The organism is Kitasatospora sp. NPDC015121, assembly GCF_055562955.1.
The window spans coordinates 192218-216346 of sequence record NZ_JBVHEH010000012.1 but is presented as its reverse complement, the minus strand read 5'-3'; the positions used below and the strand labels follow the sequence as shown (position 1 = coordinate 216346).

The 24129-nt window shown below is 76.1% G+C and carries 21 protein-coding genes; 14 read left to right on the top strand and 7 right to left on the bottom strand.

Annotated features, from left to right (window positions below):
* Nucleotides 1–69 precede the first annotated feature (69 nt).
* Nucleotides 70–1515, top strand: a complete 1446-nt coding sequence (locus ACZ3J7_RS19765) for an MFS transporter (protein ID WP_465622640.1) — start codon at nucleotides 70–72, stop codon at nucleotides 1513–1515.
* 91 nt (nucleotides 1516–1606) lie between these two features.
* On the opposite strand, the gene ACZ3J7_RS19760 is transcribed toward ACZ3J7_RS19765, so the two are convergent.
* The gene (locus tag ACZ3J7_RS19760; RefSeq protein ID WP_465622639.1) at nucleotides 1607–2902 is read right to left on the bottom strand and encodes a polysaccharide deacetylase family protein; all 1296 of its coding nucleotides are present in this window, start codon (nucleotides 2900–2902) and stop codon (nucleotides 1607–1609) included.
* Nucleotides 2903–3235: 333 nt separating this feature from the next.
* On the opposite strand from ACZ3J7_RS19760, the gene ACZ3J7_RS19755 reads away from it, so the two are divergent.
* Nucleotides 3236–5779 carry a phosphatidylglycerol lysyltransferase domain-containing protein gene (locus ACZ3J7_RS19755; RefSeq protein ID WP_465622637.1) on the top strand — a complete coding sequence of 848 codons (2544 nt, stop codon included), beginning with the start codon at nucleotides 3236–3238 and terminating at the stop codon, nucleotides 5777–5779.
* A 125-nt stretch (nucleotides 5780–5904) separates the two neighbouring features.
* On the top strand, nucleotides 5905–6525 hold the full coding sequence (locus ACZ3J7_RS19750; protein ID WP_465622635.1) for a class F sortase: 621 nt from the start codon (nucleotides 5905–5907) through the stop codon (nucleotides 6523–6525).
* 92 nt (nucleotides 6526–6617) lie between these two features.
* On the opposite strand, the gene ACZ3J7_RS19745 is transcribed toward ACZ3J7_RS19750, so the two are convergent.
* The gene (locus tag ACZ3J7_RS19745) at nucleotides 6618–7115 is read right to left on the bottom strand and encodes an SsgA family sporulation/cell division regulator (RefSeq protein ID WP_465622632.1); all 498 of its coding nucleotides are present in this window, start codon (nucleotides 7113–7115) and stop codon (nucleotides 6618–6620) included.
* A gap of 280 nt (nucleotides 7116–7395) precedes the next feature.
* Here ACZ3J7_RS19745 and ACZ3J7_RS19740 point away from each other — a divergent pair, with 280 nt between their 5' ends.
* The 6 genes from ACZ3J7_RS19740 (at nucleotide 7396) to ACZ3J7_RS19715 (ending at nucleotide 13479) form a co-directional block, all read left to right on the top strand.
* Nucleotides 7396–8478 carry a cellulose binding domain-containing protein gene (locus ACZ3J7_RS19740; protein WP_465622630.1) on the top strand — a complete coding sequence of 361 codons (1083 nt, stop codon included), beginning with the start codon at nucleotides 7396–7398 and terminating at the stop codon, nucleotides 8476–8478.
* A gap of 184 nt (nucleotides 8479–8662) precedes the next feature.
* Nucleotides 8663–10486 (top strand): DEAD/DEAH box helicase, encoded by a 1824-nt coding sequence (locus tag ACZ3J7_RS19735; protein WP_465622812.1) that lies wholly within the window; start codon nucleotides 8663–8665, stop codon nucleotides 10484–10486.
* A 365-nt stretch (nucleotides 10487–10851) separates the two neighbouring features.
* Nucleotides 10852–11106: a TM2 domain-containing protein gene (locus tag ACZ3J7_RS19730; protein WP_465622628.1), complete on the top strand. Its 255-nt coding sequence runs from the start codon at nucleotides 10852–10854 to the stop codon at nucleotides 11104–11106.
* 1 nt (nucleotide 11107) lies between these two features.
* Nucleotides 11108–11566, top strand: coding sequence for a DUF2752 domain-containing protein (locus ACZ3J7_RS19725; protein ID WP_465622627.1), 459 nt, complete (start codon nucleotides 11108–11110; stop codon nucleotides 11564–11566).
* Between the two features lie 356 nt (nucleotides 11567–11922).
* The gene (locus ACZ3J7_RS19720; RefSeq protein ID WP_014135981.1) at nucleotides 11923–12573 is read left to right on the top strand and encodes an IclR family transcriptional regulator; all 651 of its coding nucleotides are present in this window, start codon (nucleotides 11923–11925) and stop codon (nucleotides 12571–12573) included.
* A 99-nt stretch (nucleotides 12574–12672) separates the two neighbouring features.
* Nucleotides 12673–13479 carry a hypothetical protein gene (locus ACZ3J7_RS19715; protein WP_465622622.1) on the top strand — a complete coding sequence of 269 codons (807 nt, stop codon included), beginning with the start codon at nucleotides 12673–12675 and terminating at the stop codon, nucleotides 13477–13479.
* A gap of 94 nt (nucleotides 13480–13573) precedes the next feature.
* Here ACZ3J7_RS19715 and ACZ3J7_RS19710 read toward each other — a convergent pair whose 3' ends face one another.
* The 3 genes from ACZ3J7_RS19710 to ACZ3J7_RS19700 form a co-directional block, all read right to left on the bottom strand.
* A complete protein-coding gene (locus ACZ3J7_RS19710) occupies nucleotides 13574–14335 on the bottom strand; it encodes a helix-turn-helix domain-containing protein (protein WP_465622620.1) in 762 nt (253 codons plus the stop codon).
* 186 nt (nucleotides 14336–14521) lie between these two features.
* The gene (locus ACZ3J7_RS19705; RefSeq protein WP_465622618.1) at nucleotides 14522–15010 is read right to left on the bottom strand and encodes an Lrp/AsnC family transcriptional regulator; all 489 of its coding nucleotides are present in this window, start codon (nucleotides 15008–15010) and stop codon (nucleotides 14522–14524) included.
* A gap of 121 nt (nucleotides 15011–15131) precedes the next feature.
* Nucleotides 15132–15749 carry a hypothetical protein gene (locus tag ACZ3J7_RS19700; protein ID WP_465622616.1) on the bottom strand — a complete coding sequence of 206 codons (618 nt, stop codon included), beginning with the start codon at nucleotides 15747–15749 and terminating at the stop codon, nucleotides 15132–15134.
* A gap of 179 nt (nucleotides 15750–15928) precedes the next feature.
* On the opposite strand from ACZ3J7_RS19700, the gene ACZ3J7_RS19695 reads away from it, so the two are divergent.
* The 3 genes from ACZ3J7_RS19695 to ACZ3J7_RS19685 all read left to right on the top strand — a co-directional run bounded on the left by ACZ3J7_RS19695 (nucleotide 15929) and on the right by ACZ3J7_RS19685 (nucleotide 19942).
* Nucleotides 15929–16624, top strand: coding sequence for a response regulator transcription factor (locus ACZ3J7_RS19695; protein WP_465622614.1), 696 nt, complete (start codon nucleotides 15929–15931; stop codon nucleotides 16622–16624).
* A 25-nt stretch (nucleotides 16625–16649) separates the two neighbouring features.
* Nucleotides 16650–18041 carry a sensor histidine kinase gene (locus ACZ3J7_RS19690; RefSeq protein WP_465622809.1) on the top strand — a complete coding sequence of 464 codons (1392 nt, stop codon included), beginning with the start codon at nucleotides 16650–16652 and terminating at the stop codon, nucleotides 18039–18041.
* 488 nt (nucleotides 18042–18529) lie between these two features.
* Nucleotides 18530–19942, top strand: coding sequence for a glycosyltransferase 87 family protein (locus tag ACZ3J7_RS19685; RefSeq protein ID WP_465622612.1), 1413 nt, complete (start codon nucleotides 18530–18532; stop codon nucleotides 19940–19942).
* A gap of 211 nt (nucleotides 19943–20153) precedes the next feature.
* Here ACZ3J7_RS19685 and ACZ3J7_RS19680 read toward each other — a convergent pair whose 3' ends face one another.
* Entirely contained in the window at nucleotides 20154–20573 is a 420-nt protein-coding gene (locus ACZ3J7_RS19680) for an SsgA family sporulation/cell division regulator (protein ID WP_465622609.1), read from the bottom strand.
* 454 nt (nucleotides 20574–21027) lie between these two features.
* Here ACZ3J7_RS19680 and ACZ3J7_RS19675 point away from each other — a divergent pair, with 454 nt between their 5' ends.
* Both ACZ3J7_RS19675 and ACZ3J7_RS19670 read left to right on the top strand, forming a co-directional pair.
* Nucleotides 21028–22773: an RDD family protein gene (locus ACZ3J7_RS19675; RefSeq protein ID WP_465622606.1), complete on the top strand. Its 1746-nt coding sequence runs from the start codon at nucleotides 21028–21030 to the stop codon at nucleotides 22771–22773.
* A 105-nt stretch (nucleotides 22774–22878) separates the two neighbouring features.
* The gene (locus tag ACZ3J7_RS19670; RefSeq protein ID WP_465622603.1) at nucleotides 22879–23568 is read left to right on the top strand and encodes an RDD family protein; all 690 of its coding nucleotides are present in this window, start codon (nucleotides 22879–22881) and stop codon (nucleotides 23566–23568) included.
* Nucleotides 23569–23722: 154 nt separating this feature from the next.
* Here ACZ3J7_RS19670 and ACZ3J7_RS19665 read toward each other — a convergent pair whose 3' ends face one another.
* Nucleotides 23723–24061 carry a hypothetical protein gene (locus tag ACZ3J7_RS19665; protein ID WP_465622601.1) on the bottom strand — a complete coding sequence of 113 codons (339 nt, stop codon included), beginning with the start codon at nucleotides 24059–24061 and terminating at the stop codon, nucleotides 23723–23725.
* Nucleotides 24062–24129: the final 68 nt, after the last annotated feature.

Below are 24129 nucleotides of genomic sequence, written 5' to 3'. Positions count from 1 at the left end.
CTCCGACGGAGGGGACGTTCCGACCAAAGGTCAGGATCAAAACGCGGCGACGGCACTTACCATGTCCGGGTGACCAGCACCTCCCAGGCCGAAACGGCAACCTCCGCGCCCCCTCTGCTCCCCCACGACGACGGCACCGGCGGGGTGCTCAGCGGCCCCTGGCGGGCGCTGACCCTGGGCATCGTGTCGGTGGTGCTGCTGCTGGCCTTCGAGGCGACGGCCGTGAACACCGCGATGCCGACGGCGGCCCAGCAGCTCGACGGCATCGGCCTGTACGCCTTCGCCTTCTCCGGGTACTTCACCACCACGCTGCTGGCGATGGTGGTCTCCGGCCAGTGGTGCGACCGCCGGGGCCCGCTGGTGCCGCTGTTCAGCGGCATCGCGGTGTTCGCCGCCGGACTGGTGACGGCCGGCACGGCGGTGAACATGTGGATGTTCGTCGCCGGCCGGGCGATCCAGGGGCTGGGCGGCGGCCTGGTGATCGTCGCGCTGTACGTGGTGGTCGGCCGGGCGTTCCCGGAGCGGCTGCGGCCGTCCGTGTTCGCGGCGTTCTCGGCGGCCTGGGTGCTGCCCTCGATCCTCGGCCCGGTGATCTCCGGCGCCGTGACCCAGCACCTCGGCTGGCGCTGGGTGTTCCTGGCCGTCCCGGCGCTGGTGCTGCTGCCGCTCGCCGTGATGGGCCCGGCGCTGCGCCGCGCGGAGCGGTCCCGGCCGCCGCTGCCGGCCGGCCCGTACGACTGGCGGCGCACCCGGGACGCGGCGATGGTCGCGGTCGGCGCGGCGCTGCTGCAGTACGCGGGCCAGCGCCTGGACGCGTGGGCGCCGCTGCCCGCCGCGGCGGGGCTCGCGCTGCTCGGCCCTGCGGCGCTGCGGCTGCTGCCGCGCGGCACGCTGCGGGCGGCGCGCGGACTGCCGACGGTGATCCTGCTGCGGGCGGTCGCGGCGGGCGCGTTCTTCGCCTCCGAGCTGTTCATCCCGCTGATGATGCAGACCCAGCGCGGCCTCTCGGTGACGATGGCGGGCCTGACGCTGGCCCCGGGCGGGCTGGCCTGGGCGTTCGGTTCCTGGCTGCAGGGGCGGCCGGGCGCGGACCGGCACCGGGCGGCGCTGATCCGGATCGGCTTCGTGTCGACGGCGGTCGCGGTCGGCGGCGCGGCGCTGGTGCTGTTCCCGGCGGTGCCGGTGTGGGTGACGGCCGTGTTCTGGGGCGTCGGCGGCGCCGGGATGGGCTTGGCGATCGCCAGCATCAGCGTGCTGATGATGAAGCTGTCGAAGCCGGAGGAGACCGGCGAGAACTCGGCCGCCCTGCAGCTGGGCGACGCCCTGGGCAACGTCCTGCTGACCGGCCTGGCCGGCGTCCTGTTCGCCGCCCTGGGCGGCGGCGCGGTCGGCGCGGCGGCCGACGGCGACCCGCTGCCGGCGGCGGCGTTCGCCGCGGTCTTCCTGACCATGCCGGTGGTCGCCCTGATCGGCGCGGTCCTCTCCGGCCGGGCCACCGCGAAGGCCGCGCCCTGAACGGACGCGGCCCGAACGGGCACGCCCTGAACGGACGCGCCCTGAACCGACGCGGCCCGAACGGTGCCGGAGCCGGTGGAGCAGGGGAGGGCTACTTGCCGCCCGCCACCGGCGGAGCGGACGCCGCACCGCCCGCCGGGGTGCCGGCGCCGCCGAGGTAGGCGTTCCAGCCGCCGGCCGGGGCCTGGCCGGGCGGGAGCGCCTGGAGCTTCTTGAGGACGGCCGGGTCCTGCGCGTCCAGCCACTCGACGAGCTGCCGGAAGGAGACCATCCGGACCTCCGGCTTGTCGGCGATCTGCTTGAGGGTCTCCTCGACGGCGTTCATGTAGATGCCGCCGTTCCACTGCTCGAAGTGGTTGCCGATGATGAACGGCGCCCGGTTGCCGTTGTAGGCGCGGTCGAAGCCGGCCAGGTACGAGTCGCGGGCCTGGGTCTGCCAGAAGGCCTGCCGGCCGGGGTCGCCCTTGGTGTTGTCGCCGGACTGGTTGTACATGATGTTGTAGTCCATCGAGAGCACCTGGAAGCTGTGCCCGGGGAACGGGATCGACTGCAGCGGCAGGTCCCACAGCGCGCCGCCGGCGAACTTCTGCGGCCACATCTGCAGGCCGCCGGGGCCCGAGCTGTCGTACTTCCAGCCGCGCTTGACGGCGGTCGGGAGCAGTCCGCGCTGGCCCTCCAGACAGGGGGTGCGGCCGCCGATCAGCTCCTTGCGGTAGTCGAAGGGCAGCGCGGGCAGGTCGGTGTTGCCGGTGTTGGTGCGCCAGTTCATCACGAAGTCCATGGCCTGCTGGATCTCGCTGTCCCACTCCTCGGGGGACCACCGCCCGCCGCCGTTGGCGCCGCAGAAGTGGCCGTTGAAGTGGGTGCCGATCTCGTGGCCCTCCAGCCAGGCCGCGCTGACCTGCTCGATGGTGGCCCGGATGTGCTGGTCGCTCAGGTAGCCGATGTCGGAGGCGCCGACGGGGTGCTGCGGCGGGTGGTACAGCGACTTCTTCGACTCGGGCAGGGTGTAGATGCCGCTGAGGAAGAACGTCATGGTGGCGTCGTGGTCCCGGGCGAGCTTCCGGAACCGGCTGAACAGCTGGTTGTCGAGTTCGCCGGCGCCGTCCCAGGAGAAGACCACGAACTGCGGGGGCCGCTGCCCGGCCTCCAGTGGGACGGCCTGCGGCTGGTTGGGCTGCGGGCCGGTGTCGGAGGTGGAGCCGTCGCCGATCAGGGTGGCGGGCGGCTTGGGCACGGCGCTGGGGCTGCCGTTCCCGGCGGAGCCGTCGGCCGGTGCGGGCGGGGCGGCGCTCCCGTTCCCGGAGGTGCTCGCGCAGCCGGCGGCGAGGGTGGCGGCGGTCGCCGCACCGGCGGCCAGCAGAGTCCTGCGGGAGAGGGCGTCCATGTCTCACATCCGTTCACCAGGGAGTAAGGGGAAGTCACCGGCCGGATGAACGGTCCATCAGATGGAATGGAGAGATGCGTCGTCCGGGGGAGTGGGCCTCAGCATGGCACGCGTCCGCACGTCGCGCCGGTAAGCACGGCCCGGGTACGGATGGACGGGGGACGCCGCGCCGAAACGCTCACCTGTTCGGCGCACCGGGCCGGGGCCGGGGCGCCGGCGGAGAGTTGACTTGGCGTCAGCGCACGCGCCCGGCAGGACCCGCACGACCGGCACGACCGGCACGCCCAGGACTGAACCAGGACCGAACCAGGAGCACGGAGGTCGCACCCGCCGATGTGGCAGCCGCTGATCGACGCCTACCGGGACCGGATCGTCGACACCGGACGGGAGCCGCTGTTCCTGCTGCTGCTCGGCCTGGTGCTGTCGTTCCTGTTCATCCGGCTCAGCACCCGGATGATCCGGGCCCGGGTCCGCTGGTGGCCGGGCAACGTCGCGCCGGGCGGGCTGCACATCCACCACGTGGTGTTCGGCCAGGCCCTGCTGCTGGTGTGCGGGGTGAGCGCGTTCGCGCTGCGCGGCGACGGCGGGGCCTGGTGGAACCTGCTCGGCTTCGGGTTCGGCGTCGGCGCGGGCCTGGTGCTGGACGAGTTCGCGCTGGTGCTGCACCTCAAGGACGTCTACTGGTCCACCCAGGGCCGCACCTCGGTGGACGCCGTCGTGCTCGCCGTCGCGATGATCGGCCTGCTGCTGGTCGGCGAGCTCCCGCTCGGCGGCTTCGTCCGGCACCCGGACGGGCCGACCCTGGCCGGGGCCGCCGGGCTGCTCGCGCTGGTGGTGGTCAGCCTGCTCAAGGGCAAGACCTGGACGGGGCTGCTCGGCATCATGCTCTGGCCGCTCGCCCTGGTCGGCGCCGTCCGGCTGGCCCGCCCGGCCAGCCCGTGGGCCCGCTGGCGCTACCGGGCCCGCCCCCGCCGGCTGGCCCGCGCCGAGCGCCGCGAGGAGCGGATCCACCGCCGCCTGGTCGCGGTGAAGACCGCCGCGTACGACCTGGTGGCCGGCAGCCCGGACGCCGACCCGGAGGCCGAGGCCGGGCCCGCGCCCGCACCCGTCGAGCCCGTCGAGCCCGTCCGGCCGGTCGAGGCGGTCGAGGCGGTCGAGGCGCCGGCCGTCCGGCCGCCCGCGCCCTGGCGGCTGCGCTGCGCCGGGTTCGCCGGGTGGTACCTGCGGGCCGCGACGGCGCTGAACCTGCTCGGCGCGCTGGTCGCCCCGTTCCGGGCGCAGGTCGAGCGGGCCGACCGGGGCGAGTACGTCACGCCGGTGCTGGTCACCTCCGGGTTCACCACCGCGCTGCTGGCCGGACTGCTCGCCGTGATGCTGCGCCGCCGCAAGCGCGCCGCCTGGATCGCCGCGCTGGCGCTCACCGCCGCGCACGCCGCCGTCCTCGCGTTCGCGCTGGCCCTCCCCGAGTACCGCGCCCACCCGTTCAACCTGGTCTCCGCCGGCCTCACCCTCGCCCTGCTGCTGGCGCTGTCGGCCGCCCGCCCGGTGTACCGGGTCCGCGGCGGCCGGGGCAACCCGCCGCTGGCCGCGGCCGTGCTGCTGCTCGGCGGGGCGCTGCTGACCGCCGCCGGGGCCGCCGCCGTCCGGCTCGCGCACACCGACGGGGTGCCCGGCTGGGGCGAGGCGGCCCGGTACGCCGTGCTGCGCCTGGTCACCGTCTCCGGAGTGGTCGAGGTCACCGGCGTGGACGTGCCGCGCTGGATCGACCTCGGCCTGAACCTGCTCGCCACCGCCCTGCTGCTGCTCACCCTGCGGATCCTGCTCCGCTCCCCGCACGGCGCCGAGTGGCAGACCCCCGAGGACGAACGCGCGCTGCGCCGCCTGCTGGCGCGGCCCGGCGGCGACTCGCTCGGCTACTTCGCGCTGCGCCGCGACAAGTCGGTGTGCTTCTCGCCCGGCGGCGAGGCCGCCGTCGCCTACCGGGTGGTCAACGGCGTGGCGCTGGCCTCCGGCGACCCGGTCGGCGACCCGGCGGCCTGGCCGCGGGCGATCGAGGAGTGGCACCGGCGGGCCCGCGCGCACGCCTGGGTGCCCGCCGTCACCGGCGCCGGCGAGCGGGCCGCCGCCGCGTACGCCCGGACGGCCGGACTGCGCGCGCTGCACCTCGGCGACGAGGCGGTGGTCGAGACGGCCGACCGCGCCCCGGCGGACCGCGAGCCGCCCGGCCCCCGGCGGACCCGCCACCGGCTGGCCCGGGCCGGGTACGCGGTGGTGCTGCGCCGCCACCGGGACATCCCGCCGGCGGAGTTCGCCGGCCTGGTCCGGCTCGCCGACGCCTGGCGGCACGGCCGCACCGAGCGCGGCTCCTCGATGGCGCTGGGCCGGCTCGGCGACCCGGCGGACGGCGACTGCCTGATCGCCGAGTGCCGCGACGGGGCCGGGCGGACGGCCGCGCTGCTGTCCTTCGTCCCGTGGGGCGCGGACGGCCTCTCGCTCGACCTGGTGCGCCGCGACCGGGAGTCCGACGACGGCCTGGCCGAGTACGCCGTCGCGGAGCTGCTCGACCGGGCCGGCGCGTGGGGGGTGGCCCGGGTGTCGCTGAACTTCACGGTGTTCCGCGAGGCGTTCGAGCCCCGGCTGGGCGCCGGGCCGGGCCTGCGGCTGTGGCGCGGGGTGCTGCGCTCGCTCTCCCGCTGGTGGCGGCTGGAGGACCGCTACCGGGCGAACGCCCGCCACCGGCCGCGCTGGGTGCCGCGTCACGTGCTGTACGAGAAGGCCTCCGAACTGCCCGCGATCGGCCTGGCCAACGCGCTGGCGGAGGGCTTCCTGACCCGCCCCCGGCTGGTCCGGGGCCGCCGCGACCGCCGCGGACGCTGACGGCGCGTCACCCGCCGTGCCCCCGGCCGCGTCACCCGCCGCGTCACCCGTGCGGAAGCCGTGGGGTGCCGCGCTGCCGCCCGCCGGGTGAACTGGGCGGGTCGGGACGAGGGCCGGAGGACGTGGTGGGCGAGCGGAGCTGGACGGGTGCGGCGGCGGCCGCGACCGCCGTCCTCGCGGGGGCGTGGCTGCTGCACGGCGGACTGGCCGGCACGTTGCCGCCGGCGCCGCTCGCGGCCCAGGCGTACGACGGCACCCCGGTCGGCCCGGCCGTCCCCGCGCTGCCGCCCTCGCCGCCGGTGCGGGTGCGGATCCCGGTGCTCGGGGTGGACGCCCCGGTGGCCCGGCTCGGGCTGGACGGCGACGGCCGGCTGCAGCCGCCGCCCGCGGAGGACCGCAACCTGGCCGGCTGGTACCGGGACGGCGCCGCCCCCGGCTCCAGCGGGGCCGCGGTGCTGGCCGGGCACGTCGACAACGCGCACGGCCCGGCGGTGTTCTACCGGCTGGGCACGCTGCGCAAGGGCGACCAGCTGGAGGTCGACCGGGCCGACCGGGCCAGCGCCTGGTTCCAGGTCGACGGGGTGGAGGTCTACCCGAAGAGCGGGTTCCCGGACGGCAAGGTGTACGCGGCCACCCCGGACGCCCAGCTGCGGCTGATCACCTGCGGCGGCGGCTTCTCCCGGGACGGCGGCTACGACGCGAACGTGGTGGTCTACGCGCACCTGGTGCGGACCGCGAAGGCGTGACCGCGGAGGCCGGGCGGGGCAGGGCGGGGCGGGGCACGAGCGGCCGCCGTCCTGACGGAGCGTGAGGGGCGCGCCGCCAGGACGGCGGCCGGTCAGGCCAGCAGCTCGGCGAGCGCCCGGTCGCAGTCCAGGTGGCGCAGCTCCTGGCCCTCGGGCACCACCAGGTAGCTGTGCCACAGGAAGCGGCGCAGCTCGGCGCGGTCGAACTGGAGCAGCGCGACGCCCTCGGGGGAGCGCAGCTCGACCATGGTGCGCTGGCCGAGCGCGGGGCGGACGTGCACGTCGCCCTCGCCGCTGGGCAGGTCGAGGCCGGCCGCGAGCAGCTGGCGGGCGAACACCCACTCGACCCCGTCGCCGGCCTCGGCGGCCAGCTCGGCCGGGGCGTCCGCCGGCCCGTCCAGCGGTGCGTCCAGCGGGTCGGTGTCCGGGTCGACGGCCTCCAGGGCGTACTCCGCGGGGAAGACCATCCGCACCGCCAGCGGGTCGTCGGCGCCGTACCGCAGGGTGACCCGCAGCAGCGCGGAGCGGTGGGTGCTGACGACGAGTCGGGCGTGCGCGGTCTGCTCGACCGGTGGGGGCGCTGCGAACACGGCGGTGTCCTCCCGAGAGTGCGAACGTGTGCGGGGGCGACCGGCGTCGCCCCCCTGTGGAAGAAGAGTCACGAGTGACAGGTGCGATTACACCGGTTCTGCGACTCCGTTGGTGATCTGCGTCACACCAGGATGGACCAATCCGGGCATTCCGGGCCAGTGGCATGGGCATTCCATGGGCAGCGGAGGGGCGCCCCGGGCAGGATCTCGGAAGCCGCGCGGGCCCCCACATTCACCCGTTCGGCGACCTCAGGGGAGGGCCGAGACCATCGAGGAACGAGTGCGGACGGCCGGGCGGAGCCCGCTCGCCGCGTACACCGAGCTGTACCGGGTGCACCACCACGGCCTGCTGCGGTACGCCAGCGGCCTGACCGGCGGCGACCGCTGGCGGGCCGAGGACCTGGTCGCCGAGGCGCACCTGCGGGTGTGGCGGCGGCTCGCCGCCGGTCACCGGATCGAGGACCCGCGGGCCTACCTGGCCACCACCGTCCGGCACCTGGCCGCGGCGCCGGTGCGCGAGCGGGCCGCCGGGGAGCTGCCCGCCGAGGACGGCGCGGCGGCCGCCGACCCGGCGCCCCGGGTGGCCGAGACCGACCGGATGCGCGGGCTGCTCGCCCAGCTGCCCGAGCGCTGGGCGCAGGCGCTGTGGCTGTCCGAGGTCGAGGGCCTGCCGCCCGGCGAGGTCGGCGACCGGCTCGGGATGGGCCGGGGCGCCGCCGCCGTGCTGCTGCACCGGGCCCGCGAGGGCCTGCGGCTGGCCTACCTGCGGGCCTACCCGGGCGCCCCGCGCGACCCCGGCTGCTCCGGGCACTGGGCGGCGCTGGCCGGCCAGGCCCGCGGCCGGGCCGGGCGGCGGGTCCAGCGGCACCTGGCGGACTGCGCCGACTGCCGGGGTCGGCTCGACCTGCTGCGCCGGGTCAACCTGCGGCTGGTCGGCCTGGCGGGCAGTGCGGCGGCGCTGGCGGCCGCGCTGTTCTGCGCCCCGTTCGACCCGGCGGAGCGCCGGCAGGCGGTCGCGGCCGCCGCCGCGGGCTGCGAGGTGCGCTACCGGGTCACCAGCGAGACCGACGACCGGTTCACCGCCCGGATCTCGCTGCGCAACACCTCCGACCGCCCGGTGGCCGGCTGGACCCTGCGCTGGCCGCTGCCGGCCGGCGAGCACCTGCTGGCGGCCTGGCCGGGCACCGGCGAGGGCTACGAGGAGCGGTCGGGCGGCGCGGTGATCCGCGACGTCGGCTGGAACGCCCTGCTGCCGCCCGGGGCGACCGCGGTGACCGGTTTCACCGGCAGCTGGACGAGCCCGCACCCGGTGCCGGAGTCGATCACGCTGAACGGCCGCCCGTGCCGCGTGAAGGTGTGGTGACAGTCCTACGAACGGAGTGGGACACCCGCCACAGAGGCGTGCCGCGGCGGCCGTCCGGGTGTCGGGAGGGGCTAGGCTGGGCGGGTTCCACGACCGCCCGCCGCCCGCGGGGGAAGGGCCGCACATGGGCCCTGACCTGCGACGACCCCGTTCGGAGACCGTGACTACCGCCGCCTCCTCCTCGATGGCCCCGCTGTTCTCGCACGTAGACGGCGCCCACCCCCGCCCGAGCGGCACCTCCGCCGCCGCGCACCTCTCCCCGGCCTTCCCGGGCCGTGCCCCCTGGGGCACCGCCGCCAGCCTGCGGGCCTGGCAGCAGGGCGCGCTGGACCTCTACATCGAGAAGCAGCCCCGCGACTTCCTGGCGGTCGCCACCCCGGGCGCCGGCAAGACCACCTTCGCCCTGACCCTGGCGTCCTACCTGCTGCACAACCACCTGGTGCAGCAGGTCACCGTGGTCGCGCCCACCGAGCACCTGAAGAAGCAGTGGGCCGAGGCCGCCGCCCGGATAGGGATCCGGCTCGACCCGGCGTACTCCTCGGGCCCGCTCTCCAAGGACTACCAGGGCATCGTGGTCACGTACGCGGGCGTCGGGGTCAACCCGATGCTGCACCGCAACCGGACCGAGGCCCGCAAGACGCTGGTGATCATGGACGAGATCCACCACGCTGGCGACTCCAAGTCCTGGGGCGAGGCCTGCTTCGAGGCCTTCGAACCGGCCACCCGCCGGCTCGCCCTCACCGGTACGCCGTTCCGCTCCGACACCAACCCGATCCCGTTCGTCCAGTACGAGGCGGGCGGCGACGGCCTGCGCAAGTCGGTCGCCGACTACACCTACGGCTACGGGCACGCGCTGGCCGACCACGTGGTCCGCCCGGTGATCTTCCTCAGCTACTCCGGCAACATGCGCTGGCGCACCAAGGCCGGCGACGAGCTGGAGGCCCGGCTCGGCGAGCCGATGACCAAGGACCTGATCGCCCAGGCCTGGCGCACCGCGCTCTCCCCGCAGGGCGAGTGGATCCCGGCGGTGCTGCAGGCCGCCGACCGGCGGCTGACCGAGGTCCGCAAGGCCATCCCGGACGCTGGCGGCCTGGTGATCGCCACCGACCAGACGGTGGCCCGGGCGTACGCCAAGATGCTGCGCGAGATCACCGGCGAGAAGGTCGCCCTGGTGCTCTCCGACGAGGCCGAGGCCTCCCAGCGGATCTCCGACTACGCCGAGGGCACCTCGCGCTGGATGGTCGCGGTCCGGATGGTGTCCGAGGGCGTCGACGTGCCCCGGCTGTGCGTCGGCGTGTACGCCACCTCGATCTCCACCCCGCTGTTCTTCGCCCAGGCCGTCGGCCGCTTCGTGCGCGCCCGCAAGCGCGGCGAGACCGCCTCGGTGTTCCTGCCGACCATCCCGATGCTGCTCGGCTTCGCCAACGAGATGGAGCTGCAGCGCGACCACGTCCTGGACCGGCCGAAGAAGGAGGGCGAGGGCCTGTTCGACGAGGAGGACCGGCTGCTCGCCGAGGCCGAGAAGGCCAACGACGGGGCGGACACCGGGACCGAGGAGTTCTCCTACGAGGCGCTGGGCAGCGACGCGGTCTTCGACCGGGTGCTGTACAACGCCATGGAGTTCGGCATGCAGGCGCACCCCGGCAGCGAGGAGGAGGAGGACTACCTCGGCATCCCGGGCCTGCTCGAACCCGACCAGGTGCAGATGCTGCTGCAGAAACGTCAGCACCGGCAGATCCAGCGCTCCAAGGCCAAGCCCGCCGAGGAGGCCGACCTGCTCGAACTCCCGGCCGACGAGCGCCCGGTGGTCACCCACCAGGAGCTGCGCGAACTGCGCAAGGAGCTGAACGCGCTGGTCGCCGCCTGGCACCACCGCACCGACCAGCCGCACGGCAGCATCCACAACGAGCTGCGCCGGCAGTGCGGCGGGCCGCTCACCGCGCAGGCCACCGCCAACCAGCTCAAGGCCCGGATCGGCCGGATCCGGGAGTGGGCCAACCAGGGCTGACCGGCCCGGGGCCCGGCGCCGACTCCCCTGCGGGAGGGCCCCGGTAGGACCGGGGCCGGGCCTCCGCCGGGCCTCCGCCCGGGCCCCCGCCGGGCCTCCGCCCGGGCCCCCGCCGGGCCTCCGCCCGGGCCCCCGCCGGGCCTCCGCCCGGGCCCCCGCCGGGCCTCCGCCCGGCCCCCCGCCGTCCCCCTGCCGGACCTTCGCGGAGGAAGTGTGGAGACATTAGGTCGTACGATCCGCTAATCTTCCGCGTGCCGGTGCTGGGGGGCCACGACGCGTGGATGCGCCTCGGCACGCGGCCGACCTGCCGGCCGTGCCGCCCCGAGCGGTGCGCCGGATCCCGCGTTTTCCTGAGGAGCCCCACCGTGGCGTACCCGGCGTACCCGCCCCAGCAGCAGCCCCAGCCCCAGTGGTCCGACAAGTCGAAGGTCACCGCGGGTCTGCTGCAGATCTTCCTCGGCGGCTTCGGCGTCGGCCGCTTCTACACCGGCCACATCGGCATGGCCATCGGCCAGCTGCTCACCTGCGGCGGCTTCGGCATCTGGTCGCTGATCGACGGCATCCTCTTCCTGACCAGCGACAACCGCACCGACTCGCAGGGTCGCGTGCTGCGCCCCTGACGTGTTCGGCGCACCGGTCGGCCGGCACCCCCGTCCCGCGGAAGACCGCGACGGGGGTGCCGGCCGTCGGCGTCTCCCGGGCCTGCCCCGGCACCCGCTGGCCGGGCCGCTCGGCCTGCTCGGCGCGGGCCTGGCCGGCTGCGCCTACCTCTACACCCGCGATCCGCACCTGCCCGGCCAGTGGCTGCCGTTCTGCCCGTGGCGCCGGGTGACCGGCCTGCAGTGCCCCGGCTGCGGCGGGACCCGGATGGCGTACGACCTGCTGCACGGCGACCTGCTCGCCGCCTGGCACGACAACGCCGCCCTGCTGCTGGCCGTCCCGTTCGTCGCCGCCTGGTACGCGGTGCGGCTGCGGCATGGGCTGGCCGGACGGTACTGGAAGCTGCGGATGGACCGGCGCGCGGTGGCGGCGCTGCTGGGCGGCGCCGTGCTCTGGACGATCGGCCGGAACCTGCTCTGAGCGGGCCCGGCCGGCGGGCCGCCCGCCCGGGCCGGCGGTCAGATAGCGGACACCGCGGCCGCCGGGGCGCGAATTATGAGCGCCTTATCCGTTTTTTCATCACGAGTTCCCATCGATGATGACCGAATTCGGGACAACCACTTCCACCCGGGCGCCCCCGTTCATTAACGTCTTCCCACATTCGTCCGAGCCCCACCCACCGGCCCGGGCGGGTGCCGCGGAGCCCCGCGCCCTGTCGACGTCGCCGAGGCCGGACTCCCGCGCTGGACACCCTTCCCGCGCGCGATCAATTCCGGTGCGGCCCAAGGCAGTTGTGTCGTAGGGTCGGACTCGCCGCGGAAAGGACCTGGCGCCTCGTGACTGCTGAGACCTCCCAGACCCTGGACAGAGGTGTCCGGGTACTGAAACTGCTCGCCGACTCCGAGCGCGGGCTGACGGTGACCGAACTGGCCGCCCGGCTGGCCGTGAACCGCACGGTCGTCTACCGGCTGCTCGCCACCCTGGAACAGCACGGGCTGGTCCGCCGGGACATCGGCGGCCGGGCCCGGGTCGGCCTCGGCGTGCTCCGGCTCGCCCACCGCGTCCACCCGCTGCTGCGCGAGGCCGCGCTGCCCGCGCTGCGCTCGCTCGCCGAGGACCTGGGCGCCACCGCCCACCTCACCCTGGTCGACGGCAACGAGGCGCTGGCCGTCGCCGTGGTCGAACCGACCTGGACGGACTTCCACGTCGCCTACCGCACCGGCCTGCGCCACCCGCTCTCCGAGAGCGCGGCCGGCCGGGCCATCCTGGAGGCCCGCAGCTTCCCCGGCCAGCGCCGCCCCGAGCAGGGCTGCGTGATCACCCGGGCCGAGGAGCAGTCCGGCGCCAGCGGCGCCGCCGCCGCGCTGATCGGCCTCAGCGGCATCGAGGGCAGCGTCGGCGTGGTGATGCTCAACGGCCTGGTGCCCGAGCGGGTCGGCCCGCGGGTGATCGAGGCCGCCACCGAGGTCGCCGACGCGCTGCGCTGAGCCCGCCGCCGCACCGGGCCGGGCCCGCCGCCGCACCGCGTCGGGCCCACCGCACCGTGCCGGGCCCGCGCGGGTGCCGTCGTGTGTTTGGATGCGGGGGTGCCTTCTCGGAACCTGCCCCCGGCCCTGACCTCCCCGCGCAGCCGCGCCCTCGCGCTGTGCGCGCTGCCGGTGCTCGCGCTGTTCGCGGTGGCCGCGTTCGTGCCGCTGCCCTACACGCTGGAGTCGCCCGGCGACACCGCCGACACCCTGGGCGCGTACGGGGGCGCCCAGGTGATCACGGTCAGCGGGGTGCCGCAGCGGCAGACCACCGGACAGCTGCGGGTGGTCACCGTCAGCGCCACCAACCCGGACGTGCGCAACTCCCTGTGGGACGCGCTGTCGGCCTGGGTCGACCCGAAGCGGGCCGTGGTGCCCACCGACGAGGTCTACCCGCAGGGCGACCCGCGGAAGGCCGACGAGGCGACCGAGCGGCAGATGACGGAGTCCCAGGACAGCGCGACGCTGGCCGCGCTGAACTACCTGCACCTGTCGCCGGACCAGGTGAAGGTGACCGTCGACCTCGGCGAGATCGGCGGCCCGAGCGGCGGCCAGATGCTCGCGCTGGGCATCATCGAGAAGATCGCCGGCGACGGCCGGGGCGGCGGGCTGACCGGCGGGCGGGACGTGGCCGGCACCGGCACGATCGACCCGGACGGGCGGGTCGGCCAGGTCGGCGGCATCCCGCTGAAGACCCAGGCGGCGCGCGCGGCCGGGGCCACGGTGTTCCTGCTGCCGCGCAGCGAGTGCGCGCAGGGTCGGGTCAACACCCCGGACGGGCTGCAGCTGATCCCGGTGGACACCCTCTCCGACTCGGTCGCCGCGCTCCAGGCGCTGAACGACGGAGCGGCCGTACCGCACTGCTGACACCCCGTCGCCGTCGCGCGGGGCAGGTGGGACCGGGCGTGGCACCCCCGTGCGCCCGGCCCTCGGGCAGGTCGTCCCCCGGACGGCGTGCGGCCTACGGGCCGAACGCGGCGGCCACCAGGTCGTCCCCGACCCGGACCCGCAACTGCGCGGCGACCTGCGGTAAGCGGTGCGCCTGGGACATCGGCAGTGCCACCGCGACCGCGGCCAGCCCGCTGCCCAGCACGATCGGGACCGCCGCCCCGGCCGTGCCCAGCGCGTACTCCTGGTACTGGGTGATCGGCGCGGCCCGCTGCGGCCCGTGCCGGGGCAGCAGCGGCAGGTGGGCGGGGTCGCGCAGGGTGTACGGGGTGAACGGGACCATCGGGTAGCGGTGCAGGTGGGTCCGCCGCTCCTCGGCGGACATCAGGGCCAGCAGGGTCTTGCCGGCCGCGTGGGCGTGCGCCCCGGCGTGGAAGTGCCGGGGGTCGGCGGTCGGGGCGCCGGGGGCGGCCGCCGCGGCGACCAGCTCGACCTCGCCGTCCTTGTAGCGGGCGAAGTGCACGGCCGCCGCCAGCTCGTGGGCGATCCGGCCGAGCAGCCGGTCGAACCGGGACCGGTCGGCCGCCGGGCTCTCGGCCCGGCTCAGCCCGGACACCGCGGGCCCGGTGCGGTACAGGCCCTCGCGGCGCTCCAGGTAGCGGTCGTGCACCAGGGTGCGCAGCAGGTGGTAGGTGGTGCCGAGGGCCAGTCCGGTGTCCCGGGCGAGCTGCTTGGCGGTGGCGCCCGACGGGTACCGGGCGGCGGCCTCCAGCAGCCGCAGGGCCCGCTGCGCGGAGGCGATCAGGGTGGTCGGGGCCTCGGTGGCCCGGCTCATGGCCGGCCCCCTCGGGGTCCAACGTCCGTGCGGTGGCACGGGGTTGACGGCGGGGAAGCCGGCGGGCACTCGGCGAGTGCGGTCCGTATGCTCATGGCAGCGATCTTTGCGTGCACAGTCGAAAGGCATATGCCAAAAATCGGTCGATGTCGGGAGGCGCGCCCGGCGGACCTGCGGCGACCCGGCTCAGGGGCCGGTTCCGGCCGCCTGCTCCACCAGCGGGAGGATCCGGAACGGCACCGGGTTCTCCAGCGCGATCGCGGTGGACGCCCGGACGATCCCGTCGAAGCCCACCACCCGGTCGATCACCCGCTGCAGGTCCGCGTTCGACCGGGCCACGATCCGCACCAGCATGTCCCCGTGGCCGGTGATGGTGTGCAGCTCCAGCACCTCCGGCACCGCCGCCAGGTGCGCCCGGACGTCCGCGCCCTGGCCCTGCGAGATCTCCAGCGTCGCGAACGCCGTCACCGGGTAGCCGAGCGCCGCCGGGTCCACCTGCGGGCCGAACCCGCCGATCACCCCGCGCGCCTGCAGCCGGTCCAGCCGGGCCTGCACCGTGCCGCGCGCCACCTGCAGGCGGCGCGAGCACTCCAGCACGCCGATCCGCGGCTCCTCGGCGAGCAGCCGGATCAGCTTTCCGTCCAGCGCGTCGATGGCGTCGGGCTGCGGGGGCACGGGGCGGCTCCGGGGGTGGTGCGGGCGGGCGGGGCGTCGAGCGACATTGTGCGGCCGACCCGGTCCGCGCGTCAGCCCGGAGCGGCGGCCCGGACCGGCCGCGCGGTGCGCGCGCGGCCGGTCAGTTGCCGATGACGGCGGTCTGCACGTCCGGCTCGTGCCCGTTCCAGGACACGATCACCGAGGAGACCCGGTCGCCCTTGGAGAAGTCCACCCGCAGCCACTGGTCGCCGTGCCAGACCTGCATCGACCAGCCCGCCTCCGGGACCGCCGACACCAGCCGGGCCTCGGTGGGCCGCTGGTCGAGCGCGACCCGGCCGCCCAGCACCGGGTAGCTGTGCACCGTGCTGGGCGGGGTGCCGGCGACGCTCTTCCGGGTCGGCGTGCCCGCGGGGGAGGACGCCCCGGTGCCGGTGCCGGTGCCGGTGCCGGTGCCGGTGCTCGTGCCCGCACCCGTGCCGCCGCCCGTCCCCGTTCCCGCTCCCGTCACCGTGCCGGTGCCGGCCGACGGCGTCGGGTCCGGGCTGGGGGCCGCCGCCGAGGGCGGCGGATCGCTCGGGGGAGGCGGCGGGCTGTCCGTCCCCGCCGGCTTGGTGGAGGCCACCGAGGGCAGCTGTATCGCCGCCGGCTGCTCGAACACCGTGTCGACGAGCACCGCGTGCACGCCGAGCCAGGACAGCGCCACCGCCGCTCCGGTAGCCGCCGTCCAGGCGCCCAGTTGAACCAGTCCGCTCCGCATCGCGGGCCCATCCTGCCGTACGAAGGTCACAACCAGGTCAGCGGGCCGGGGAATCCGCAGAAACCTTGTGGAAAAAGAGCGCCCAGCTTCAGGGAAGCTCAAGCTTCTGCCCGCTCCGCCCGCGGACGAACCCCCCGAGGTACAGACCAGTCCGCCGCGATGCCGTACCGTGCAGCCCCATGGCAACAGTGCTTGTGGTCGAGGACGACCCCTTTGTGCGTTCCGCCCTGATCCGCCATCTGGCCGACACCGGCCACGCCGTGCGCTCCGTCGGCACCGCGCTGGAAGCCCTGCGCGAAGTCGCCCAGGTCGGCTGCGACCTGGTGGTCCTCGATCTGGGCCTGCCCGATCTGGACGGCAGCGAGGCGCTCAAGATGATCCGCGGTCTGACCAACGTCCCGGTGATCATCTCCACCGCGCGGGACGACGAGGCGGAGATCGTCCGGCTGCTGAACGACGGCGCCGACGACTACCTGGTGAAACCTTTCTCCGGTGAGCACCTCACCGCCCGGATGGCCGCCGTCCTGCGCAGACTGGGCGGCGGCGCCCTGATGGCCCCGCAGATCCTCCGGGTCGGCGGCCTCGCCATCGACCCGCAGCGCCGCGAGGCCCTGCTGGACGGGCAGCGACTGGACCTCACCCGCCGGGAGTTCGACCTGCTGGCCTTCCTGGCCGCCCGCCCCGGCGTGGTCGTCCCGCGCAAGGAGATCCTCGCCGAGGTGTGGCGGCAGACCTACGGGGGGGACCAGACCATCGACGTCCACCTGTCCTGGCTGCGCCGCAAGCTCGGCGAGACCGCCTCCAACCCGCGCTACCTGCACACCGTGCGCGGCGTCGGCGTCCGGCTGGAAGCCCCCGACGGACCGGTCGGGTGACGACGTGAAGCGCATCCTCCGCTCGCTGCGCTGGGCGATGGTCAAGGCCGCCATCGCCGGCACCGTCATGGTCGCGCTGGCCTTCCTCATCCCGCTCGGCCTGATGGTCCAGCAGACCGCCCGCGACCGGGCGTTCACCGCCGCCGAACGACAGGCCGCCGCCCTCGGCCCGGCCCTGGCCATCACCACCGACCAGCAGGCCGTCGCCAAGGCGATGGCCTCCACCGACGCCGGCACCCGGGACCGGCTCGCCGTCCACCTGCCCGGCGGCATCACGGTCGGCCCGGCCCGGACCGACAACGACCAGCCGCCGCCCAGCACCGACAAGCAGGGCTCCACCCCCACCGTCCGCTCCGGCACCGCCCGGGTGGCCGGCGGCTACGTGCTGCTGCAGCCCGTCGCCGTCGACCGGGGCGGGATCGCCATGGTCGAGGTGTTCATCCCGAACGCCGACCTGTCGCGCGGCGTCGGCACCGCCTGGCTGGTGCTCTCCGGCGTCGCGCTCGCCCTGGTCGCGGTGTCCGTCGCGGTCGCCGACCGGATGGGCACCCGGATCATCCGCTCCGCCCGCCGCCTCGCCACCGCCGCCCGCTCGCTCGGCTCCGGCAACCTCTCCGTCCGGGTCCCGGTCGAGGGACGCGAGGCGGCGGGCGCGCCCGAGGAGCTCCGGGAGGCCGCCTACGCGTTCAACGCGATGGCCGACCGGGTCGTCCACCTGCTCGCCGCCGAACGGGAGCTCGCCGCCGACCTGTCCCACCGGCTGCGCACCCCGCTCACCGTGCTCCGGCTCAACGCCGCCGCGCTCGGCCAGGGCGACGCCGCCGACGCCACCCGGCACGCCGTCTCCCAGCTGGAGCGCGAGGTCGACCAGATCATCCGCACCGCCCGCCGCCAGCCCGAGGACGCCCCGCCGGTGATCCTCGGCTGCGACGCCGTCGAGGTGCTCCGCGACCGGGTCGCGTTCTGGTCCGCGCTCGCCGAGGACGAGGGACGCCCCTGGCGGCTGGCCGGCGACGACGCGCCCGCGCCCGTCCCGGTGCAGCGCGGCGACCTGGCCGCCGCCGTCGACGCGCTGCTCGGCAACGTCTTCCGGCACACCGCCGTCGGCACCGCCTTCTCCGTCGACCTGCTCGCCACCGAGGACGGCGTCATCGTCCTGGTCGGCGACGCCGGCCCGGGCTTCACCGACCCGGCCCCGGCCATCCGCCGAGGCGCCGGACACGGCGGCGAGGGCTCCACCGGCCTCGGCCTGGACATCGTCCGCAAGCTCGCCGAGGGCACCGGCGGCGAGGTCGTGCTCGGCCGCTCCGCCGTCCTCGGCGGCGCCGAAATCACGGTGCGGATCAACACCCGCACCGAGGTCGAACTGCCCAAGCAACAGCGCCGCCGGGCGATCCGGCCGGCCCGCAGGGACTGAGCGGGACCGAGGCGACCGATGCCGGCACAGGAGCTGTTACCGCGGGGGCGACAGCTCGGTGTCGCTCCTCTCCCTTAAATACGTCCTAGGCCGGGCTCAACGCTGACTCATGCCGCCCCGGGGCGGCCGATCGGGCCCGCCGCCCCGGATAGCGTCGGCCGACACCGGGAGGCGCGCGGCCCCGGAGACCGCCGGGCCGCACCGCGAGGCGGAGCCGGGACCGGGACCGCCGGGTCGCACCGCGAGCCGGAAGCGGAACCGCGACCCCCGGCAGCACCGTCCGACCGCCGCGACGGCACGGCACCCGCCGGCCGCCCCGGACCGCGGTCGCCCCGGGCCGGGACCGGACGGCCGACCGCTCTCCCCGGCGGCCGGCCGCCCGCCCCAGGAGGGGAGCCCGGGACGACCGCGAGCGGTGGCGTCCGCCGACCGTTCGGGTAGTGTCGGCTGCTGGCCCAGCGCAGGTCGACGGCGGACGGAGCAACACAGTGAGCACGGTGCAAGCGGAACGCGGCACGCCCCCCGGCAGCCCCGACCGGCCGCCCGTCCCGGCCTGGAAGCGCGCCCTGACCGCCCCCGGCCGACAGGCCGCCGCGGCCGCCGACGCCCTGCGCGCCGCCCCCCGGCGCCCGCTGCTGCTGGCCGGCGGGCTCGCCCTGGTCTCGCTGCTCACCTACGCGGTCGTCCGGCACTTCGTCCACACCTCGATGGTCGACATGATCGTCTACCGGGCCGAGGGCGCCGCCGTCGCGAACGGCGAGGACCTGTACGCGCTGCGGGTCACCCAGTGGAACCTGCCCGCGACCTACCCGCCGTTCGCCGCGATGCTGTTCGTGCCGACCACCTGGTTCGGCGTCCCCTTCCTGCGGGTCGCCGTCACCGCCGGGAACCTGCTGCTGCTCGGCACCCTCGCCCACCTCTCCTTCAAGCTGGTCGGCTGGCCCCGCCGCGACCTGCGGCCGATCGGCGTGGTGCTGGTCACCGGCCTCGGCGTCTGGCTGGAGCCGGTCTTCACCACCCTGCGCTACGGCCAGATCAACCTCGCGCTGGCCTGCCTGATCCTCTGGGACCTCACCCGCCCCGACTCCGCCCGCAGCAAGGGCCTCGCCATCGGCATCGCCGCCGGCATCAAGCTCACCCCCGGCCTGTTCGCCGTCTACCTGCTGATCACCGGCCGGGTCCGGGCCGCCTTCGTGGCCGGCGCCACGTTCGTCGGCACCTTCCTGATCGGCGCGCTGGTGCTCCCGGACGCCACCCGCGGCTTCTGGACGACGTACATGTTCGACTCCAGCCGGGTCGGCAGCACCGTCATCGTCGACAACCAGTCGCTGCGCGGCCTGGTCGCCCGGCAGATGCACATCGAGAACCCCGGCACCGTCGCCACCCTGCTCGGCGTCCTGGTCGCCGCCGCCGGACTCTCCGTCGCCGTCTGGGCGCACCGCAGCGCCCGCTGGTCGCCGCGCGCCGACGCCTGGAGCGTGTGCACCGCGCTGGTCACCGCCGTCCTGGTCTCCCCGATCAGCTGGACCCACCACTGGGTGTGGTGCGTCCCCGTGCTGGTGCTGCTCGCCGCCGAGGCCGCGCACGAGCAGTCCCGCCCGGCCGCCGTCCGCCGCCTGCGCTGGCGGCCGATCTTCGGCCTGACCCTGGTCGGCTTCCTGTCCTTCTCGATGTGGACCGTCCCGCACAAGGGCGACCTCGACCTGCACCTCTCCCTGCTCAAGCAGGTCCCGGCGGGCGTCTACCCGCTGATCGGACTCTGCTTCCTCGCCGTCGCCGCGCTCCGGGTCCGCTCCCGGCGCCGCGCGGCCGGCGCCCCGCTGGTGCGCGTCCCCGCCCCGCGCACCGACGTGGACGGGCTCGGCAGCACCGGCGCGCAGAAGGCCCCCGCGGCCCGCTGAGCGTCCCGGCCCGCCGCGACCCGCCGGGCCGCTCCGCCCGCCACGGCCTCCGGGCGTCCGCCGGGCCGCCCCGAGGGCGGACGTCCCGGCGGCCGGGTCGACCCCGCCAGGGCCCGCGCCGCCCCGGTGCCGGGCGCTGTTCGTACGCTGCTCCGCCCCCGCCCCCGCGCCCGTGAGCGGGCCCGCGCCCGGGCCCGCGCCGCGCGCCCCCTCACGCCAGCAGCTCCGCCAGTGACCCGTCGAGGTCCATGGTCTCCAGCTCCGCCCCCGGCGGCACCAGCCGGTGCGCCCGCTCCAGCCAGGCCGCCACCGTCGGCAGCGGCGCCTCCAGCAGCGCGTCGCCCGCCGGCGAGCTCAGCGCCATGCAGAGCACGCTGCGCCGCCCCGAGCGGGTCGGCCAGATCCGCACGTCGCCCTGCCCGCACGGCCGGAACGTCCCCTCCACCAGCAGCTCGCGGGCGAACACCCAGGTCACCGGCGTCCCGCTGTCCAGGTGGAAGGTCACGTACACCGCGAACGGGTCGTGGCTCCCGTACGACAGCCGGGCCGCCACCGGGACGCTGCGCTCCGGTGACAGCACCAGGTTCAGCTCCAGCTCCTGCTCCACCACTCCGGTCGACTGTCCGGCCATCGCCCTCACCCTCTCCGCCACGCGGGGCCGCCCTTCGGCCCCGCACCAGCCAAGAGCGCGGCCGCCGCGGACTCTTACACGGGTTGCCCGAGATTCCGCGGAACTTTTTTCGGCAGAACCTTTTCCGCCCCGCCCCGGTTGTTCCGGGCAGGGTTCACCGGAACGCGGGTCCCCCGATCCGCCGCCACCCGACCGCCTGACCACCCGACTGCCCAACCGCCTGACCACCCGACCGCCCGACCACCCGACCGTGTCCGGAACGGCTCCGCCGTCCCGGGCGCACCTGCCGTACCACGTGTCTCCGCCCGTTTCACGAGTTCCGGTGAACCAGGGGGACGAGGTCGTCCGAGGCACTACCCTTTGTGACTGCCCGGCGACTCTCCGCCCGCGGCTCCCCCACGCACGTCCGCAGACCCGCACGCCGCGGTGCCGGTACGAAGGAAGACGCGACGCAATGACGGACCGGCCCTCCACCGCAGGCTCGACCCTCGGCGCGACCCTGGCCGGGGAGGCCGGAGCACCCGGCTACTACCCCGACCCCTCGGTGCCCGGCTTCATCCGCTACTGGGCCGGCCACGCCTGGGTCCCGGGCACCAGCCGTCCCGCCCCCGGCCCCGGCGAACCGCTCGACCCGCCGCGCTTCGTCGCCCGCTACCTCACCGCCCCGCCCTACACCCTCCCGCCCGGCCTGGTCCCCGCCCCCGCCGAGGCCGCCGCGCCGCTGGTCGAGACCGGCCCCATCTACCTGGACGAGACCGGCGCCCAGACCGTCTTCACCATGCCCGTCCACCCCGAGCCGCCGGGCGGGCCCGCACCGCAGCCGGGGGCCGGGGCCGGGGACGCGTCGGAGCCGGCCTCCGAGCCCGTCGGGGAGCTGGCGGTCCGCCCGCGCGGCGGGCCGGCGGTGCTGCGCCCCGTCGAGGCGGCGCCGTGGGCGGTCACCGGGAACGGGCTGCAGCCGGTCGCGGCCGAGTCCTGGGCCACCACCGCCGCGCTGCACCTCGGCACCGGCGCCGGCGGCGGCATGCCGGCCGGTGCGGTCGTCGCGCCGCGCAAGGGGCGGGAGCGGCGGGAGGCCCGGGAGGTGGCGGCGGCGGTCCGGCCGCTGGAACTGCCCGCGCCCGCCGGGGGGCCGGAGCCGCTGTCCGAGCCCGAGTCCGAGCCCGAGTCCGTGTCGCTGTCCGGACCCGAGCCCGAGGCGGTGTCGGTGCCCCGACCCGCGCAGCCGCTGGGCGGAACGCCCTGGCACGGGGTGGTCGGTGGCTCGGTGGGCCTGTCCGCCGCGCCGGAGGCGCTGTTCGAGCCGGTGGGCCCGGAGGCGGAGCCGTCGGGGGCCGATCCCGGCTCGGGGTGGCGGGCCGACCCGCGGGCGCAGCGTGGGCTGATGGAGACCGGTGGGGCCCCGCGCTGGGTGTCCTGGGGCGTCGAGCCGGAGCCGGAGCAGGGGGCGGAGGCGGAGTCCGAGGCGTCCGCGCCCGCGTCCGCGGTGGTCGAGGCGCCGGTCGCGGCTCCGGCCCGGAGCGGGCCCGAGGCCGAGCGTCCCGGACGGGAGCCGCGGACGGCGCACGTCACCAGCGAGCGGGTCCGCCCGCCGCGCGGGCCCGAGGCGTCGACCCCCGCCGCCACCGCTCCCGCCGCCCCCGCCGCCCCTGCCCCCGCCGCTGCCGCGCGGAAGCGGCGCGCGGCGGCCCCGGCGCCCGTGCCGGCCGGGGTGGGCGCGCGGGCGTTCGCGTGGCTGGTGGACGGGACGGTCGCGGTGGTGGTCGGCGCGGCCGCCGCGGTGCCGCTGGTCGGGGCGGTGCGGGCGCACGTCCAGCAGAAGATCGACCAGGCCGCGCAGGCCGCCAGCATGACCGGCCGTCAGCACCAGGTGTGGCTGCTGGACGGGATGGTGCTGGGCCGGGTGGGCGTGCTGCTCGGGGTGCTGCTGGTGTTCGGCCTGCTCTACCAGGTGCTGCCGGTCAGCCGGACCGGCCAGACCTTCGGCAAGCGGCTGGCCCGGGTCCGGGTGGTCGGCGCGGGCGGCGGGGCGGTGGCGGGCGCGCCCGGCTTCGGCCGTTCGCTGCTGCGCTGGCTGGCGCGCGGCCTGGGCACCGCCGTCCTGCTGGGCCCGGTCGCCGCGCTGCTGGACCGTCCGGCCCGGCGCGGCTGGCACGACCGGCTGGCGCGGACCAGGGTGGTGCGGGTCGAGCGCGGCTGACGCCCGGTCAGCCTTCGGTCGACACCGGTCGCCACCGATCGCAAAACGGACAGAAACGAAGCAAATATCCCCAAGTCGTAGTACTGGCGGTGGTCTACTCGTGCCATGAGCACCAGTGACCCCTCTGGACCCGAGCCGGAGGAGGGCGGACGTCCTTCCTTCGGCAAGCAGCCACCGCCCGCGGGCTCCCCGTACGACACCCCGCCCGGCTACGGCGGCCAGTACGGTTCGCCGGCCGGCTCGGGCTCCCCGCAGCAACCCCCGCACTCCCCGTACGACAGCCAGCCCCCCGGCTACGGCCCCCCGTCCGGCGGCCCCGGCGACCCGTACGGCTCGCCCTACGGCGCCCCCGGGCCGGGTCCCGTCCCCGGGATGCCCCCGCTCGGCGGCTGGGGCGCGCGGATCGTCGCCCGGGTGGTCGACTACCTGATGGTGCAGGTGATCGCCCTCGTGGTGCTGCTCCCGTTCCTGCACTTCGACCAGCAGAGCGGCTGGATCGGCTCGTTCTGGTTCAGCTGCGCGCTCTACCTGGTCTACGAGGGCCTGATGCTGAGCCGGGACGGGCAGACCCTCGGCAAGAAGCTGATGAAGATCCGGGTCGCGATGCTCGCCGACGGCGCCGCCCCCACCGCCGCCGCGGCCTGGACCCGCGCCGCCACCTTCATCGCCCCCGCCCTGGTCTGCTGCGGCGGCCTGTGGTGGGCCGTCGACGGCCTGTTCGGCGTCTTCGACAAGCCCTACCGCCAGTGCGTGCACGACAAGGCGGCCAAGACCGTCGTGGTCTCGACCGCCTGACCGGCACCCACCCGTCCGCCTGGGCCCGGGCGCGCGGCAGCCGTTGACCTGCCGCGCACCCGGGAGTCTTCGCGTCCGGGGGCCTTCGTGCTCGGAGGTCTTCGCGTCCGGGCCCCGGGACCGACGCCCGGGCCTCGGGACCCGGGCCCCGGGCTCAGCGCGACTGGTGCGCGTACGCCCGCTCCCGGACGGCCGGCGCGGGCCGGGCCGGGGCCGGCGGTCCGGCGGGCCCCACCGGCTCCGCCGACCGCGACGGACGGCGCCGGGCGGACAGCAGCACGGCGGACAGCGTCCCGAGCAGGACGGCGAAACCGACCAGCACCGCGATCCGCCACACCCCCGGCTCCCCGGACACGGCCAGCAGCGCCACCGCGGCGACCACCGCGACCAGCGTGCCGACACCCACCTGCGCGGCACTGAAACGACCGCCGGACACCAGCGCGGCAGCCCGCGAGGCGGTGACGGCACGGGACGGAACGGCGGGGCGCGGCATGGCGGTCGACCCTTCGGGAGGGGCGGGGGAGCGACGGGGAACAGCGGGGAGCCGCGGGCGGGGGCCCC